Raw genomic sequence first — 15,215 nt, forward strand, 5'->3', positions numbered from 1 at the left:
CGCGAGCCCGTACGCCCGCGCGGTGCGGCCGGGACCGGCCCGGCGGTCGGGGAGCACCAACGGCGGCTCGGCCGCGGCCTTTTCCGCCGCGGCCTCCGCGTTCTCCCGCTGCTCGGCCGCCTCCTGCGCGTTCGCGGTCCACGCGGCGCAGAACAGCAGCAGCCGGATCACGAAGTAGATCCACAACAGCAACGCGACCGGCACCGCGAACGCGCCGTACGCGCTCTTGCCGGCGACCCCCGCGATGTAACCGGACACCAACAGCTTCAGCACCTCGAAGCCGACCGCCCCGATCAGTGCGCCCTTGACCGCGACGGCGCGGCTCATGGTCAGCCTGGGCAGGCCCACGAGTAGGTAGAGGAACAGGACGAGGCTCGCGCCGACCGCGACCGCGAACGCCGCGATCTGGAGCAGCACACGGCCCACCGGCTGGCCTTCGAGCCCGATCGAGTCGGAGACGCGCCGGATCACGACGGTGGCGAAGGCGGACGCGCCCACCGACAGCGCGAGCGCGAGACCGAGACCACACAGCACGCCTACGTCGGCGACCTTGCGCGAGACCGCGTTGCCGGGCTCCTGTTCGACGTCCCAGATCGCCCGGATGGAGGAACGGGTCGCGTCGACCCAACCCGTGCCGGACATCAGCAGCAGCACGCCGCCGATCACCCCGACCGCGCCCGCGTTGCGCACGAGCGCGTCGAGGTCGAGTTTGTCGGCGATCCCGGGGATCTGCTCGGAGATCTTGTTCTGCATGCGCCGCACCTGTGACGCGTCCAGCGCGGCGGCGACGACCGCCGCCGCGAGGGTGATCAACGGGAACAGCGACAGGAATCCGTAGAAGGTCACGGCCGCCGACAGCCGATTGCCCTGTCGGTCCCCGTATCGCGCGTAGGCCCGCCACGTGGGGCCGATGACGGGGATCTTGCCGAGTCGCTCCTTGATCGCCACGGATGACTGCTGCCCCACCGAAGACCTACCCACACGCCCCCGTGCCCCGACGAACATTCCGCCGGCGGCACACCGCGTCCGGGCGCGTCACCCCGGCGGCGGCCCCGGCAACGACTGGCCGAACGCGAAGTCGCGTTGCGGGCGCCATACTCCGTCCGAGCCGTGCTCGTACAGGCTGAATCCCCAGATCGGGAAGACCGCGTCGTAGTCGACGAGTTCGGCGAACGCGAGGTCGAGCACGTCGTCCGGCAGATGGTGGGCGATCGTCACGTGCGGGTGGTACGGGAAGTGCAGATCGCGCGCGAGCGGCCCCGACCGCACCGCCTCCTCGACCCGTTCGCACTCCGGGATGCCCCGCGCGACCTGTACGAACACCACCGGCGACGTGGGTCGGAAGGTCCCGGTGCCGCGCAGATGTATGTCGAACGGGTGCTCGGCGGCGGCGACCGCACGCAGGTGCTCCTCGACCTCGGCCATCACCTCGTCGGCGATCTCGGTCGGCGGCAGGAGCGTCACGTGGGTCGGGATGGCGTCGGCCAGCGGATCCCCGAAGCCCGCGCGGCGGGCCTGGAGCTCGCTGCCGTAGGGCTCGGGGATCGCGATCGATACGCCGATGGTGCGTTTCGCCATGTGGTGCGCCTCAGACTCCCGACGTGCCGGTCACCGGAGGCAGGAAGCCGACACGGTCGTAGGTCCTGGCGAGGGTGTCGGATGCCACCGCGCGCGCCTTCTCGGCGCCGCGGGCGAGCACCCTGTCCAGTTCCGCCGGGTCGTCCAGATACGTGTGGACACGCTCCTGGAACGGCGTCACGAACTCGACGAGCACCTCCGCCACCTCCTTCTTCAGGTCGCCGTAGCCCCTGCCCGCGAAACGCTCCTCCAACGCGGCGATCGACGTCCCGGACAGCGCCGAGTGGATCGTGAGCAGGTTGGAGACGCCGGGCTTGTCGGCCTCGTCGAAGCGGACCTCGGTACCGGTGTCGGTGACCGCGCTGCGGATCTTCTTCGCGCTGACCTTGGCGTCGTCGAGCAGGTTGACGATGCCCTTGGGGGCGGAGGCCGACTTGCTCATCTTTATCGTGGGGTCCTGGAGGTCGACGATCTTCGCCGTCTCCTTGACGATGAACGGCTTGGGGATCGTGAACGTGTCCCCGTAGGTCGTGTTGAAGCGGTGCGCGACGTCGCGCGTGAGTTCCAGGTGCTGGCGCTGGTCCTCGCCGACCGGGACCGCGTCCGCCTGGTAGAGCAGGATGTCGGCGACCTGCAGGACCGGGTAGGTGAACAGGCCGACCGTGGTGCGGTCGGTGCCCTGCTTCGCCGACTTGTCCTTGAACTGGGTCATCCGAGCGGCCTCGCCGAAGCCGGTCACGCAGTTCATGATCCACGCGAGCTGCGCGTGCTCGGGTACGTGGCTCTGCACGAACAGGGTGCACCGGTCGGTGTCGAGGCCGGCCGCGAGCAGCTGCGCGGCCGACACCCGGGTGCGCTCGCGCAGCTCCTTCGGGTCCTGCGCGATGGTGATCGCGTGCAGGTCGACGACGCAGTAGAACGCGTCGTGCGTGTCCTGGAGGGGCACCCACTGACGGATCGCACCCAGGTAGTTGCCCAGGTGGAACGAATCCGCCGTCGGCTGGATTCCGGACAGAACACGGGGACGCGTCGTTGCCATGCCGCCATTCTCTCAGGCGCGCGGAGCAGCTCCGCTCAGGGGAGTCGCACGACCCCCGCGCCGGGCGCGCAACAAAGCGGGTGAGCGCCCGGACACATACGCAACGATCGTGCGGCAGGGGACAACGCACACGGCTTTACGCACTCCCGAAACGCGACCTAGGCTGGCCCAGGCCGATGCGGAGGGTCGTCGTCCGCACATCGAGGGTGACGATCGGCTCGGCCTTCACTGCACGGTACGGCCGACCCGGGTCGGCGGCTGCCTCGCCCACCCGCGTCGGTCCGTCGCCGTCCGCGAGAAGGGGTTATCGCGTGCGCCTCACGTCGTGCTGCGGTCGACCGGGCCGCCTCGACCCGCGGTCGGAGCGGATATCTCCCGGGCCGGAACGCGGGCGGGTCCCCCGGCAGCGCCGACGCGGCTTCGTCGCGCCGCGCGCGGCCGAACCGCGGCACTACGCGATGTGCCCCCCGGTGTTCCGGCACGGTGATCCGGGGTTTTCGCACGGTGACCCGGGGAGTTCGCACGGTGATCTCGGGAGTTCACCAGGTGATCCGCGGGGTTCGTACGGTGCTCTCGGCCACGACCGCACCTCACCCGACGGCCGCCGCCCGGCCGGGTGCCCGTCCATGTGTTCGTGCGGTGGCCGCGCGATGGGCCAGTGGGAGCTGCTGCGCGCGACGCTGATCGCGCTCGGCCACCGAGTGAGCCTGATGCCGGGGCGCCCCGGCCTGCCCGACATGGTCTTCGCGGCCAGGTCGGCGACGGTGGTGGGCGGCCGGGTCCTGGGCGCGCGGTATCGGTCGGCGGAGCCCTGGGGGCAGGGGCAGACGTCGGCCGTCCTGGCCTGGTTCGCCGAGCGCGGCTTCGGCGCGCGCCTGGAGCCGGTGTTCGCGCACGAGGGCGAGCGGGACCTGTTGCCGGCGGGGCCACGACTGCTCGCGGCGATGGGTCCGCTGACCGAGACCGCGGCCCATGTGGAGGCACAGGCGTTCCTCGGCCTGCCCGTGGTCGCGCTCGAACTCGCCGATCCGCGATTTCCGCACCTGGGCGCGGCCCTCGCGGTGCTCGGGGAGCGCACCGCGGCCTACTACCCCGGCGCGTTCACCCCCGGCGCGCTGCGCCGACTGACCCGGGTGTTCCCGGAGCGGATCGAGGTCGAGGAGTCCGACGCGCTCGCATTCGGTCTCGACGTCGTGTGCGACGGGCGCAACGTGGTGATGGGCGACCGCACGCCCGGCTTCGCCGCCCTGTTGTCCGGTCGGGGGTTTCGGCCGATCGAGCTCGACCTGTCGGAGTTCGCGGCCCACGGGGCGGGCGCGCGCAGTTGCGTACTCGAACTCCGAGCCGCCCGTTGACGATCACGTCGCACCGGGTATCTCCTCCACACATCACCTCGAATGCGGCTTTGGCACGGTTTCGCGGATCCCCGCCGGCACCGTGACCCGCGCGGCTTTCGGGTTCCGGCCCGTTTTTCCCCGTTCCCCGTGAATTTCCCGTTCCCCGTGAACGAAAGGACGTCATGAGCACGCAGCACTCGCCCGCTCCCTCCCCCGAGCACCGCACCGGTGTCGGCCGCGCGGCCGGCCCCGGGGCCACGAGCACGGCCCTGATCGACCTCGCCGAGGAGTACAGCGCGCACAACTACCACCCGCTGCCGATCGTGGTCGCACAGGCCCATGGGGCCTGGATGACCGACGTCGAGGGGCGACGCTATCTCGACCTGCTCGCCGGCTACTCCGCCCTCAACTTCGGACACGGCAACGCCCGCCTGATCGACGCCGCGAAGCGCCAACTGGATCTGGTGACCCTCACCAGCCGCGCGTTCCACAACGACCGCTTCGCGCCGTTGTGCGAGCAACTCGCCGAGTTGGCCGGCATGGAGATGGTGCTGGTGATGAACACCGGCGCGGAGGCCGTGGAGACGGCGGTCAAGACCGCCCGCAAATGGGGCTACGAGGTCAAGGGCGTCCCGGACGGACAGGCCAGGATCGTGGTCGCCGCGGGCAACTTCCACGGCCGCACCACCACGATCGTGAGCTTCTCCACCGACGAGGAGGCCCGCCGGCACTACGGCCCCTACACGCCCGGCTTCGACATCGTGCCCTACGGCGACGCCGAGGCCCTGCGCGCCGCGATCACCGACGACACCGTGGCGGTGCTGCTCGAACCGATCCAGGGCGAGGCGGGCGTGCTCGTCCCGCCGCCGGGCTACCTGCCCGAGGTCCGCCGGATCACCCGCGAGCGCGACGTACTCTTCGTCGCCGACGAGATCCAGTCCGGCCTGGGCCGCACCGGCCGCACGTTCGCGTGCGAGCACGAGGGCGTCGTCCCCGACATGTACGTCCTGGGCAAGGCACTGGGCGGCGGCATCGTACCGATCTCCGCCGTGGTGTCCTCGCGCGCCGTCCTGGGGGTGTTCGCCCCCGGCGAGCACGGTTCGACCTTCGGGGGCAACCCGCTTGCCTGCGCGGTGGCCCTGGAGGTCTTGGAGATCCTGCGCTCGGGCGAGTTCCAACAGCGCTCCGCGGACCTCGGCGACCACCTGCACCGCGAACTCACGAGCCTGGTCGGCCAGTCCGTCACCGCCGTCCGCGGCCGGGGTTTGTGGGCGGGTGTGGACATCGACCCCGCGCACGGCACCGCCCGCGACGTCTCCCAGGCCCTGCTGCACCGCGGCGTCCTGGTCAAGGACACTCACGGGCAGACCATCCGGATCGCCCCGCCGCTGGTCATCTCCAAGGACGACCTGGAGTGGTCCCTCGACCAACTGCGCGCCGTACTGGCCTGACCGCCGCGACGTCGAAGCCGCGGGCGGCGAACCGCGCGTTCGCGAGCACGCGCGACGCGCCCACCGTCGCCGTCGCACGCGGTCGCCGACCGCTGCATCGTGCGGTCGTGTTCGGGGCAACCCGGGCGTACCGGCCCGTGATCCCGGCCGGTGGGGGTACGACCGGACGGCCCGGGCGAACCGATCCGGGGCGCGATCGTGCCGAGCCGGATCCTGGCACACAACAGGGGCGGGCCCGCGGGCCCGCCCCTGGTCACTTCCGGCCGACCGTTGCTCGTGTCGACTCGGTCGAACCGGGCTCGCACGTCGACTCGGATCTGCCCGAGCCGGCGCGTCGACTCAGATCAGGCCGAGCTCGCGGACCGCGTCGCGCTCCTCGGAGAGCTCCTGAACCGACGCGTCGATGCGCCCGCGCGAGAACTCGTTGACGTCCAAGCCCTGGACGATCTCCCACGCACCGTCCTTGCAGACGACCGGGAAGGACGAGATGAGGCCCTCGGGCACACCGTAGGAGCCGTCGGAGACGACACCCATCGAGGCCCAGTCGCCGTCGGCCGTGCCGTTGACCCACGTGTGCACGTGGTCGATGGCCGCGTTGGCCGCGGACGCCGCCGAGGACGCGCCGCGCGCCTCGATGATCGCCGCACCGCGCTTGGCGACGGTCGGGATGAACGTGTCGGCCAACCACGCCTGGTCGTTCACGACCTCGGCCGCGTTCTTGCCGGCGATCGTCGCGTTGAAGACGTCCGGGTACTGGGTGGCCGAGTGGTTGCCCCAGATGGTCAGCTTCGCGATGTCGGTGACCGACACGCCGGCCTTCTTCGCGAGCTGGGTCAGCGCGCGGTTGTGGTCCAGGCGGGTCATCGCGGTGAAGCGCTCGGCCGGGACGTCCGGCGCGTGCTGCTGCGCGATCAGCGCGTTGGTGTTGGCCGGGTTGCCGACCACGAGCACCTTGATGTCGCTCGCGGCGCCGGCGTTGATCGCCTCGCCCTGGGGCTTGAAGATGCCGCCGTTGGCCGCGAGCAGGTCGCCGCGCTCCATGCCCTTGGTACGCGGACGCGCGCCGACGAGCAGGGCCACGTTGGCGCCCGCGAAGCCGTCGGTCGGGTTGTCGAAGATGTCGATCCCGTCGAGCAGCGGGAACGCGCAGTCGTCGAGCTCCATCGCGGTGCCCTCGGCGGCCTTGACGGCCTGCGGGATCTCCAGGAGGCGCAGCCGGACGGGGGTGTCGGGGCCGAGCAGGTGACCGGAGGCGATGCGGAACAGCAGCGCGTAGCCGATCTGACCGGCCGCGCCCGTGACGGTGACGTTGACGGGGGTACGGGACATTGCGCGCAGGTCTCCTCTGCTACGGCGGGATCCGACGCCGATGGCGTTCGCCGGTAGCTCGGCATCGAGATACTTTTCGCGGCCACATTACCCCCGCCCCCGGTCACTCTCGGCCAACCACCGGTGTGAGGTTCGCCCCCCGACGGTTTCCGCCCGGACGCAACCGGACGGTACGTTCGTGACGTCACGCGTCCGTTCGCCTCCGAAGGGTGACTTCATGCCCCTGCCGTCAGACCTCGCCACGCCGGTCGCGCCCGACGCGGCGAGCGCCGAACGCCCCACCGGGGCCGCGATCGGGACGGAGTCCACCCGGATCGACGCCGTCGTGATCGGTTGGGTCGACAACGCGGGCGTGACCCGGGTCAAGGCCGTACCGCGCGACCGCCTGGACGCGGTCGCCACGCACGGCGTGGGCTTCTCGCCGGTGTTCGACGTGTTCCTCGCCGACGACTCGATCACCGCGGGCCGACTGGTCGGCGGTCCGGCCGGGGACCTGCGACTGATCCCCGACCTGACGGCGCTGCGCCCGCTCGCGGCGCAACCGGGCTGGGCCTGGGCGCCGGGTGATCGCTACACGCAGGACGGCGTGCCGTACGACGGTTGCCAACGCACGTTCGCGCGGCGGATGACCGCGCGCGCCGGGCAACGCGGGCTCACCCTGCGGATGGGCTTCGAGGTCGAGTGGACGACCGGTGTCGAGGACCCGGCCGGCCGCTTCGTGCCGGCGTTCGACAAGGCCGCGTACGGGATGACCCGGCTGATCCGGGTGTCCGATCAGCTGCGCGAGTTGGTCCTGGCGCTGGCCGCGCAGGGCGTGAGCGTGCAACAGGTGCATCCGGAGTACGCGGCGGGCCAGTTGGAGGTGTCGGTGGCCTGTGAGGACCCGGTGGGCGCGGCCGACACGACGGTGCTCGTGCGCGAGACGATCCGCGCGGTCGCGGCCCGGCACGGGCACAGCGTGACGTTCGCGCCGTGCGTGGTCCCCGGCGAGGTGGGCAACGGCGCGCATCTGCACTTCTCGCCGTGGCGCGACGGGATCAACCTGTGTCACGGCGGCGAGGGACCGCACGGACTGACCCGCGAGGGCGAGGCGTTCCTCGCCGGGGTGCTGCGCGAGTTGCCCGCGTTGCTCGCGATCGGCGCGCCGGGCGCGGCGAGCCACCTGCGCCTGGTGCCGTCCCAGTGGGCCGGGGTCCACCAGTGCTGGGGCCTGGAGAACCGTGAGGCGGCGTTGCGCCTGGTCACCGGCATGGCGGGCGAACGGCAGCACACGGCCAACGCGGAGGTCAAGTGCTTCGACGCGACGGCCAACCCGTATCTGGTCACGGGCTCGGTGATCGCGGCCGGGCTCGCCGGCACCGAGGAAGGGCTGCGGTTGCCGCCGGAGGTGCCGGGCGATCCGGCGGCCTCGGTCGAGGCGGTACGCCGGCTGCCGGATTCGCCGGCCGCGGCGCTGGAGGCCCTGGAGGCGAGCGCGGTGCTGCGCGAGGCCCTCGGCGAGGTCCTGTTCGACGCGGTCACGGCGGTGCGGCGCGCGGAGATCGAGCTCGCGAAGGGCCTGACCCCGGGCGAGATCGCGGCGCGGGCACGGCGGTTGTACTGAGGTCCGGCGAGAGCCCGGACCGGGCTCCCGCCGAACCGAAGGCCGGCGCTAGCCGGTGCGCTTGGGCACCCAAGGCAGATCGAACACCGGTTCCGGAATGCTCAGGCCGAGCAGTAGTACGGCCGCCCCGAACATCAGCATCACGGCGATGTCGGTGAACCGGCTGCGCACTGCCAGCACACCGACGTCGTGCAGGCACAGTCGCAACGCGGCGGCCACCACGAAGGTGGCCGCGATCAGGACCGTCGCGATCCGAAAACCGTCCAGCGCGGCGGTCAGCAGCGCCGCGGCGAGACACCCGAAGACCACCACCGCGGGCCACTCCCGCAGGCCGCCGGGCCCCTGCGGCGAGCCGCCGCCCTCGGGTGGATAGGTCCCCGGCGGCTTCTTCCTGCCGTCCTTGCGCCGCCCCCGAGTCGTCGCCACCAGCTCTCACCTCTCACTCGTCGGGATGGGAAGCCGCGACGATCTCGACGTCGTGGGCCGCGGCTCCCGGCCCCGGACCCCGGGCCTCATGCCTCGGGCCTCGGCTTCAAGCCCCGGGTCCACGGCCCACGACCGCGAGTTCATCGCGGTCGGTTCACAGACTCGTGACCGACCGCTCGGCGGCCTCGACGACGTTGCTGAGGAGCATCGCGCGGGTCATCGGGCCCACGCCGCCGGGCATCGGGGCGACCCACGCGGCCTTTTCGTACGCCTCGGGGTGTACGTCGCCGACGAGGCCCTGCTCGGTGCGGGTGATGCCCACGTCGAGCAGGACGGCGCCCGGCTTGACCATGTCCGCGCTGATCAGACCCGGGACGCCGGCCGCGGCGATGACGATGTCGGCCTGGAGGACGTGGAACGGCAGTTCCTTGGTGCCGGTGTGGCACAGCGTGACGGTGGCGTTCTCGGTGCGGCGGGTCAGCAGCAGGCCGATCGGGCGGCCGACGGTGACGCCGCGGCCGATCACGCACACCTCGGCGCCGTTGATGTCGATGTCGTGCCGGCGCAGGAGTTCGACGATGCCGCGCGGCGTGCACGGCAGCGGGGCGTCCTGGCCGAGCACGAGCCGGCCGAGGTTCATCGGGTGCAGGCCGTCGGCGTCCTTGTCCGGGTCCATCAGTTCCAGAACGCGGTTGGCGTCGAGGTGGCGGGGCAGCGGGAGTTGCACGATGTAGCCGGTACAGGCCGGGTCGGCGTTGAGTTCGCGCACGACGTCCTCGACCTGCTCCTGCGTCGCGTCGGCGGGCAGGTTGCGCTGGATGCTCGCGATGCCCACCTGCGCGCAGTCGCGGTGCTTGCCGCGCACGTAGGAGTGGCTGCCGGGGTCGTCGCCCACGAGCACGGTGCCCAGACCCGGCGTGATGCCCCGGGCCTTGAGGGCCTCGGCCCGTACGGCCAGTTCGGCTTTGATGGCGGAGGCGGTGGCCTTGCCGTCGAGGATCTGCGCCTTCACGTTCTGTCTCCTGGTCCACGGTTTGGGGCCGGTCGCTGCGATTGTCCCGTATCCCCGGCGGGCGCGCGGCGGGCACCGTACAGGAACCACGCGGGTGGGGCGGGGAGGCGCTGTTGGACGAATTCCGGCAGGTGCCACGCGGGCACCGGCTCGGCCGCGCTCGTGATCGCCTGACCGAGCCGCTTGAGGTGCTGGCGCAGGACCGGATGGCCCCACAGGTCGGGCAGTTCGGGCAACATCGGGGTGCGGCGTTCCTCGGCGGCGGAGGCGAGTTCGCCCAGGTACGCGTCGAGCAGTTCGCGATCCTCCTCGGGGATCGGTTCGGGTGGCTTGGCGCGGTAGTGCTCGGGCGCGGTCATCACCCGATAGCCGAGCCGCTGGGTCACCACGATCGCGGGCCACAGCCGTTCCGCGTCGTGCCGGCGACCGGTGAACTCGCCCAGTGCGCCTTCGTACACGCTCCACAGGTCGAGCAGTTCGCGGCGAGCCGCGCGCCGCGTACTGCCCCACGCGGGATTGTCGACGGTCTGCCCGCCGACCATCACCCGCAGCAGTATCGCCTCGGCCCGAACGGCCCGGCCGAGTTGGCGCGGCAGCCGGGTCGCGGACGCGCGCGGCCACAGGATCAGACTCGCGACCAGGCCGACGGTCAGGCCCAGGATGGTGTCGATCAGCCGCGTCGAGGCGAGGTCGCCCACGTGCGCGTCGGGTCGACCGGCGGACGCGAGGAAGAGGCCGACCGGGGTGACGCAGGCCGCGCCGACCGCGAGGTTGCGCGAGATCACCGTCTGCGTCGCGCCGAACAGCAGCGCCACCGAGCACACCACGATCCACGGTCCCGGCTTGAGGTCGTGGAAGAACAGCGCGATCACCGCGACGCCCAAAAGCGTGCCGATCGCGCGTTGCGTGACCCGACCGAAGTCGAGCACGACATTGCCGCCCTGCAACGCGGCGGCGGCCGCGATGGCGACCCACACGGGGTGCACGATCGGCAGCAGCGCGGCCGCGAGCGTCGCGAAACCGACGCCCAGACCGGTGCGCAACGCGGTCGGCGGCACGAGCGAGGCCCGGTCGAACGCGGCGCGCAGGCGCTCCCGCGCGGTCGGGCGCCGGCCCGGGATGATCTCTCCCTCGGCGACGGCGGGCTGCCCCGCGGCGTTCGCGGCGGCCCGCAGGGCGGTGCGCAGGGCGCGTTCGGCGGCGGTCTCGGTGTCGGCGAGGACGGCGGGCATGACGGGAACGAGTCTCGGTTTGCCGACCGCGCCGGCGAGCGCGCGCACGGTGTCGGAGATCGCGGGAGGGATCGGCCGCGAACGCTCCACGGCGAGCATCTGCGCGGCCTGGAACAGGTCGAGCGCGCGCCGGCACAACACCCGCAGGCGACGCGCCTCGCCGGTGCGGCGGTTGCGCTTGGTGTCGGCGCGCAGCACGGTCACCCACGCGGTGTGTACGGCCTCGGACGCGCGATGGCGCGCGATGTCGGCGGGGTCGTCGTGGCCGATCGCGGCGAAGAAGTCGGCGAGCGCCTCGAAGCACGCGGCGAGCGCCATGTGTTCGGGGTGGCGCGGACGCACGAGCCAGCCCGACATCGACACGAACCACGCACCGGCGGCGCCCGCGAGCACGAGGGCGATCCGTTGCGGGACCAGGTCGGGTTGGTGCGGCAGGAACGCGCCCATCGCGCACACCAGGGTGAACATGTAGCCGCCGGGTCTGCCCACTTGGAGCGCGCCGCACAAGAACGTCGCGACGGTGGCGACGAGCGCGATGAGGGGGACGTACAACAGGGGCGAGCCGGCCGCGAGCGAGCCGCAGCCCAGCGCCGCGGCCAAGCCGAGGCCGACCAGCGCGAGGGTGATCGCGCGGCGCGCGTAGGGCTCCTTGGCCGCGTACAGGACGGTGTAGCCGCCGAGTGCGGCGAAGGTCGCGTCGCCGATTCCCAGGACGGCCGTGACGATCGCGAACGGAAGGCCCATCCCGAGCGCGGCCCGGGCGCCGGCGGCCCACGTGAAGGTGCCGGAGAGCTTCACGATCGGCTTGATCGCGTTGTCGGGTTCCAACTCGGGGGGATGCACGGCGGGAAAGGGCGGCAGCGTCGGCGGCCCGGCCGGGTCGGCCGACGGCCCGGGCGGCAACGCGAGCGGCGCGCGCTTGGGCCGGGGTCCCGGTGTCGCCCCCTGGGAGGTCGGCTCAGCCTGCATGCCCCCTATGCAACGCACGTTTCGCAACGAATGCCAAGTCTCCGAAGGTGACCGTGGTCACTTTGGCCGATGCGTGTTCCCGCCGTCTTGTACGGTGCCGCCTTCCTTGGGCTTCCGGGCGGTGGCAAGACGTCTCGCTCCGGTTTCGAGGGCGACGCGTCGAGGCGCCCGGAAGTCGCCGCCACGGCGCCGCGCTCGCCGACGCAGGTGGTGGACGTGCTCTCGTTCGGGTTTTTGCGGCCGCCGTGGAACGCGGAGAACAAGACGTTCTCCGACGGGATCTGCGGCTCGATCGTCGTCTCGAAGTACTGACGTCCCGTGCGAACGCCGAAGGCGCGACCCCGGGTCGGGGTCGCGCCCTCGGGCCGTGCGCGGGGCGATCAGTGGAAGAAGTGCCGAGTCCCGGTCAGGTACATCGTCACGCCGGCCGCGCGGGCCGCCGCGATCACCTCTTCGTCGCGGATCGACCCGCCGGGCTGGACGACCGCCTTGACGCCGCCCGCGAGCAGCACCTCCAGGCCGTCGGCGAAGGGGAAGAACGCGTCGGAGGCGGCCACCGAACCGGCTGCCCGCTCACCCGCGCGCTGCACCGCCAGGCGCGCCGAGTCGACCCGGTTGACCTGGCCCATGCCCACCCCGACGGTCGCGCCGCCGCTCGCGAGCAGGATCGCGTTGGACTTGACCGCGCGCACCGAACGCCAAGCGAACACCAGGTCGCGCAGGGTCTCGAGGTCGGCCGGCTCGCCGGTGGCGAGCGTCCACGCCGCCGCGTCGTCGCCCGTGGCCTGGAAGCGGTCGGTGTGCTGGAGCAGCAGGCCGCCGTCGATCTGCCGGGACTCCACCGGCGCGCTCGGCGCCTCGGGGGCGCGCAGCACGCGGATGCTCTTCTTGCGGGTGAGCGCCTCGGCGGCGCCGTCCTCGTAGGCCGGCGCGACGACGACCTCGGTGAAGATCTTCGCGATCTGCTCGGCCAGTTCCACGGTGACCGGGCGGTTGACCGCGATCACGCCGCCGTAGGCGGACACCGGGTCGCTCGCGTGCGCCTTGCGGTGCGCGTCGGCGACGTCGTCGCCGATCGCGATGCCGCACGGGTTGGCGTGCTTGATGATCGCCACGCACGGCTGCTCGTGGTCGTACGCGGCGCGGCGGGCCGCGTCGGTGTCCACGTAGTTGTTGTACGACATCTCCTTGCCGTGGAGCTGCTCGGCGCCCGCGAGGCCGCCGGTGCCGTCCACGCCGGCGACATTCACGTACAGAGCCGCCGCCTGGTGCGGGTTCTCGCCGTAGCGCAGCACGTTCTCGCGCCGGCGGACCGAGCCGAGGAAGGCCGGGAAGCCCTCGTCGTCGGCGGGCGCGTAGGTGTCCGAGAACCAGGACGCGACGGCCACGTCGTACGCGGCGGTGTGCCCGAACGCCTCGCCCGCGAGCCGCTTGCGCTGCGCGAGGTCGAAGCCGCCGGTCTCGATCGCGGCGAGCACGTCGGAGTAGCGCTCGGGGCTGGTCACCACCGCCACCGACGGGTGGTTCTTGGCCGCGGCGCGGACCATCGACGGTCCGCCGATGTCGATCTGCTCGACGCACTCGTCGGCGGTCGCGCCCGACTCCACGGTCTGCGTGAAGGGGTACAGGTTGACCACGACGAGGTCGAACGGCCGCACGTCGAGTTCTTCGAGTTGCGCGCGGTGCGACTCCAGGCGCAGGTCGGCGAGGATGCCGGCGTGCACGCGCGGGTGCAGGGTCTTGACCCGGCCGTCGAGGCACTCGGGGAACCCGGTCAGTTCCTCGACCTTGGTGACGGGGACGCCGGCGGCGGCGATCCGCCCGGCGGTGGAGCCGGTGGAGACCAGTTCGACCCCGGCTGCGTGCAGTCCCTGGGCCAGGTCTTCCAGGCCGGTCTTGTCGTACACGCTGATCAGCGCGCGACGGATCGGGCGCCTGCCGGCGTCGTCCCGGGTGGTGGGGGTGGGGGCGGCGGAAGTCATGCGGGGATCCGGACCTTTCTTCCTTCGATGCGGTAGCCCTCGCGGGCCAGCCGGCCCACGACCTCGACGAGCAGGGTGCGCTCGACAGTCTTGATGCGCTCGTGCAACGCGTCGCCGCCGTCGGCGTGGTCGCCGTCCTCGACCGCGACGGTGCCTTGCGCGATGATCGGCCCGGTGTCCACGCCGGCGTCCACGAAGTGGACGGTGCAGCCGGTCACCTTGGCTCCGTAGGCGAGCGCGTCGCGCACACCGTGGGCGCCCGGAAACGAGGGCAGCAGTGCGGGATGGGTGTTGACGGTGCGTCCTTCGAAGCGGGCCAGAAAGCGCGGGCCCAGAATCTTCATGAATCCGGCCGAGACCACCAGGTCGGGTTCGTGGGCGGCGACCGCGTCGGCGAGCGCGCCGTCCCACGCGGCCCGGTCGAGGTGATCGGGGATCCGCTCGACGAAGGTGGACACGCCGGCGTCCCGAGCCCGAGTGAGCCCCGCGATGTGATCGCGGTCGGCGCCCACGGCCACCACGCTTGCGCCGTACGCGGGATCCGCGCACGCGTCGAGCAGGGCTTGCAGGTTGGTGCCGGAGCCGGAGACGAGTACGACGAGCCGGGCCGGCCCGGGGGTGCGCGGGGCGTGAACGGCCACTGCTTTCAGGCTCTTTCCGGAGAGGAAGGGCGGGAGGGCCACCGGGGTGGAATCGGGGCGTCTCGCGGGGAGGTGTACGGGTTCGGCGCCCGATCTCCGGCAGGAGGTGGGAACACGGGTCGGCGCCCGTACGTCGGCAACGATAGCGTCAGGGCACGAGCAGAACCGAACCGGCGGGGCACGATGTTCCCGAGGGGTGCGCCCTGGGGTGCCGCCGCCCGGCTACGGTGCACCCCGCACACGTACGATCCTGGGAAGGGAATCCCGCGATCCGGCACGACGAGGGCAGGCAGAGGATGAGTACCGGCAACGAGACCGACGAGCGGGATCCCTACGCCCCGCCGCCGGAGGGTACGCCCGATCGCCCGCCGGCCGCCCCGTGGAACGTGCCCGGCAACGGGCGAGGGGACGGCGGCAACGGGGGCGGCCCGGGGCACGAGGGCCAGGACCGTCGGCCGCGGGAACCCCGCGAGCCGCGGGAGCCCCGCGAGCCCGCGGACCCCAAGGACATCCGGGTGCGCAACAGCCGACTGGCCCTGTGGTCCGGGGTGTGGGCGGTGTTCTTCGCGCTGTTCTTCCCCGGCGATCTGGGCCTGGTGCTCGGTGTGGTCCTGGG

Annotated in this window: 13 protein-coding genes and 1 pseudogene; 5 read left to right on the top strand and 9 right to left on the bottom strand. The window is 72.2% G+C overall.

The genetic code is table 11. From position 1 onward, the window contains the following. From GT354_RS07245 to trpS, 3 genes are all read right to left on the bottom strand, one after another. The coding region (locus tag GT354_RS07245; RefSeq protein ID WP_161355424.1) for a YihY/virulence factor BrkB family protein at positions 1 to 948 on the bottom strand (948 nt) is incomplete at its 3' end. Between the two features lie 87 nt (positions 949 to 1,035). Further along, the gene (locus GT354_RS07250; protein ID WP_161355425.1) at positions 1,036 to 1,578 is read right to left on the bottom strand and encodes a 2'-5' RNA ligase family protein; all 543 of its coding nucleotides are present in this window, start codon (positions 1,576 to 1,578) and stop codon (positions 1,036 to 1,038) included. Positions 1,579 to 1,588: 10 nt separating this feature from the next. Continuing rightward, complete coding sequence (trpS, locus tag GT354_RS07255) at positions 1,589 to 2,617, bottom strand: tryptophan--tRNA ligase (protein ID WP_161355426.1); 1,029 nt, start codon at positions 2,615 to 2,617, stop codon at positions 1,589 to 1,591. Between the two features lie 650 nt (positions 2,618 to 3,267). Between trpS and GT354_RS07260 the strand changes: the two genes are divergently transcribed. Both GT354_RS07260 and rocD read left to right on the top strand, forming a co-directional pair. After that, the gene (locus GT354_RS07260; protein WP_161355427.1) at positions 3,268 to 3,972 is read left to right on the top strand and encodes a hypothetical protein; all 705 of its coding nucleotides are present in this window, start codon (positions 3,268 to 3,270) and stop codon (positions 3,970 to 3,972) included. A 164-nt stretch (positions 3,973 to 4,136) separates the two neighbouring features. Next, positions 4,137 to 5,405: an ornithine--oxo-acid transaminase gene (rocD, locus tag GT354_RS07265; protein ID WP_237534464.1), complete on the top strand. Its 1,269-nt coding sequence runs from the start codon at positions 4,137 to 4,139 to the stop codon at positions 5,403 to 5,405. Positions 5,406 to 5,744: 339 nt separating this feature from the next. On the opposite strand, the gene GT354_RS07270 is transcribed toward rocD, so the two are convergent. Next, positions 5,745 to 6,734, bottom strand: a complete 990-nt coding sequence (locus GT354_RS07270; protein WP_161355428.1) for a malate dehydrogenase — start codon at positions 6,732 to 6,734, stop codon at positions 5,745 to 5,747. Positions 6,735 to 6,951: 217 nt separating this feature from the next. Between GT354_RS07270 and GT354_RS07275 the strand changes: the two genes are divergently transcribed. Further along, positions 6,952 to 8,337, top strand: coding sequence for a glutamine synthetase family protein (locus GT354_RS07275; RefSeq protein ID WP_161355429.1), 1,386 nt, complete (start codon positions 6,952 to 6,954; stop codon positions 8,335 to 8,337). A 48-nt stretch (positions 8,338 to 8,385) separates the two neighbouring features. On the opposite strand, the gene GT354_RS53595 is transcribed toward GT354_RS07275, so the two are convergent. The 3 genes from GT354_RS53595 to GT354_RS07290 form a co-directional block, all read right to left on the bottom strand. Beyond that, positions 8,386 to 8,763, bottom strand: a complete 378-nt coding sequence (locus GT354_RS53595) for a DUF3017 domain-containing protein (protein ID WP_161355430.1) — start codon at positions 8,761 to 8,763, stop codon at positions 8,386 to 8,388. Between the two features lie 154 nt (positions 8,764 to 8,917). Continuing rightward, positions 8,918 to 9,775 carry a bifunctional methylenetetrahydrofolate dehydrogenase/methenyltetrahydrofolate cyclohydrolase gene (locus GT354_RS07285; protein ID WP_161355431.1) on the bottom strand — a complete coding sequence of 286 codons (858 nt, stop codon included), beginning with the start codon at positions 9,773 to 9,775 and terminating at the stop codon, positions 8,918 to 8,920. After that, the gene (locus tag GT354_RS07290) at positions 9,772 to 11,976 is read right to left on the bottom strand and encodes an FUSC family protein (protein ID WP_161355432.1); all 2,205 of its coding nucleotides are present in this window, start codon (positions 11,974 to 11,976) and stop codon (positions 9,772 to 9,774) included. The genes GT354_RS07285 and GT354_RS07290 overlap by 4 nt, the downstream gene beginning before the upstream one ends. Before the next feature lie 69 nt (positions 11,977 to 12,045). Here GT354_RS07290 and GT354_RS07295 point away from each other — a divergent pair, with 69 nt between their 5' ends. Continuing rightward, positions 12,046 to 12,288 carry a hypothetical protein gene (locus tag GT354_RS07295; RefSeq protein ID WP_161355433.1) on the top strand — a complete coding sequence of 81 codons (243 nt, stop codon included), beginning with the start codon at positions 12,046 to 12,048 and terminating at the stop codon, positions 12,286 to 12,288. 68 nt (positions 12,289 to 12,356) lie between these two features. Here GT354_RS07295 and purH read toward each other — a convergent pair whose 3' ends face one another. Then, entirely contained in the window at positions 12,357 to 13,958 is a 1,602-nt protein-coding gene (gene purH, locus GT354_RS07300; RefSeq protein WP_161355434.1) for a bifunctional phosphoribosylaminoimidazolecarboxamide formyltransferase/IMP cyclohydrolase, read from the bottom strand. Further along, complete coding sequence (gene purN, locus GT354_RS07305) at positions 13,955 to 14,599, bottom strand: phosphoribosylglycinamide formyltransferase (protein WP_161355435.1); 645 nt, start codon at positions 14,597 to 14,599, stop codon at positions 13,955 to 13,957. Before purN ends, purH begins: the two co-directional genes overlap by 4 nt. Before the next feature lie 296 nt (positions 14,600 to 14,895). Here purN and GT354_RS07310 point away from each other — a divergent pair. Next, positions 14,896 to 15,215: pseudogene (locus GT354_RS07310) on the top strand (hypothetical protein); the annotation flags it as partial.

It is taken from the genome of Streptomyces sp. SID3343, assembly GCF_009865215.1.
GTDB lineage: Bacteria > Actinomycetota > Actinomycetes > Streptomycetales > Streptomycetaceae > Embleya.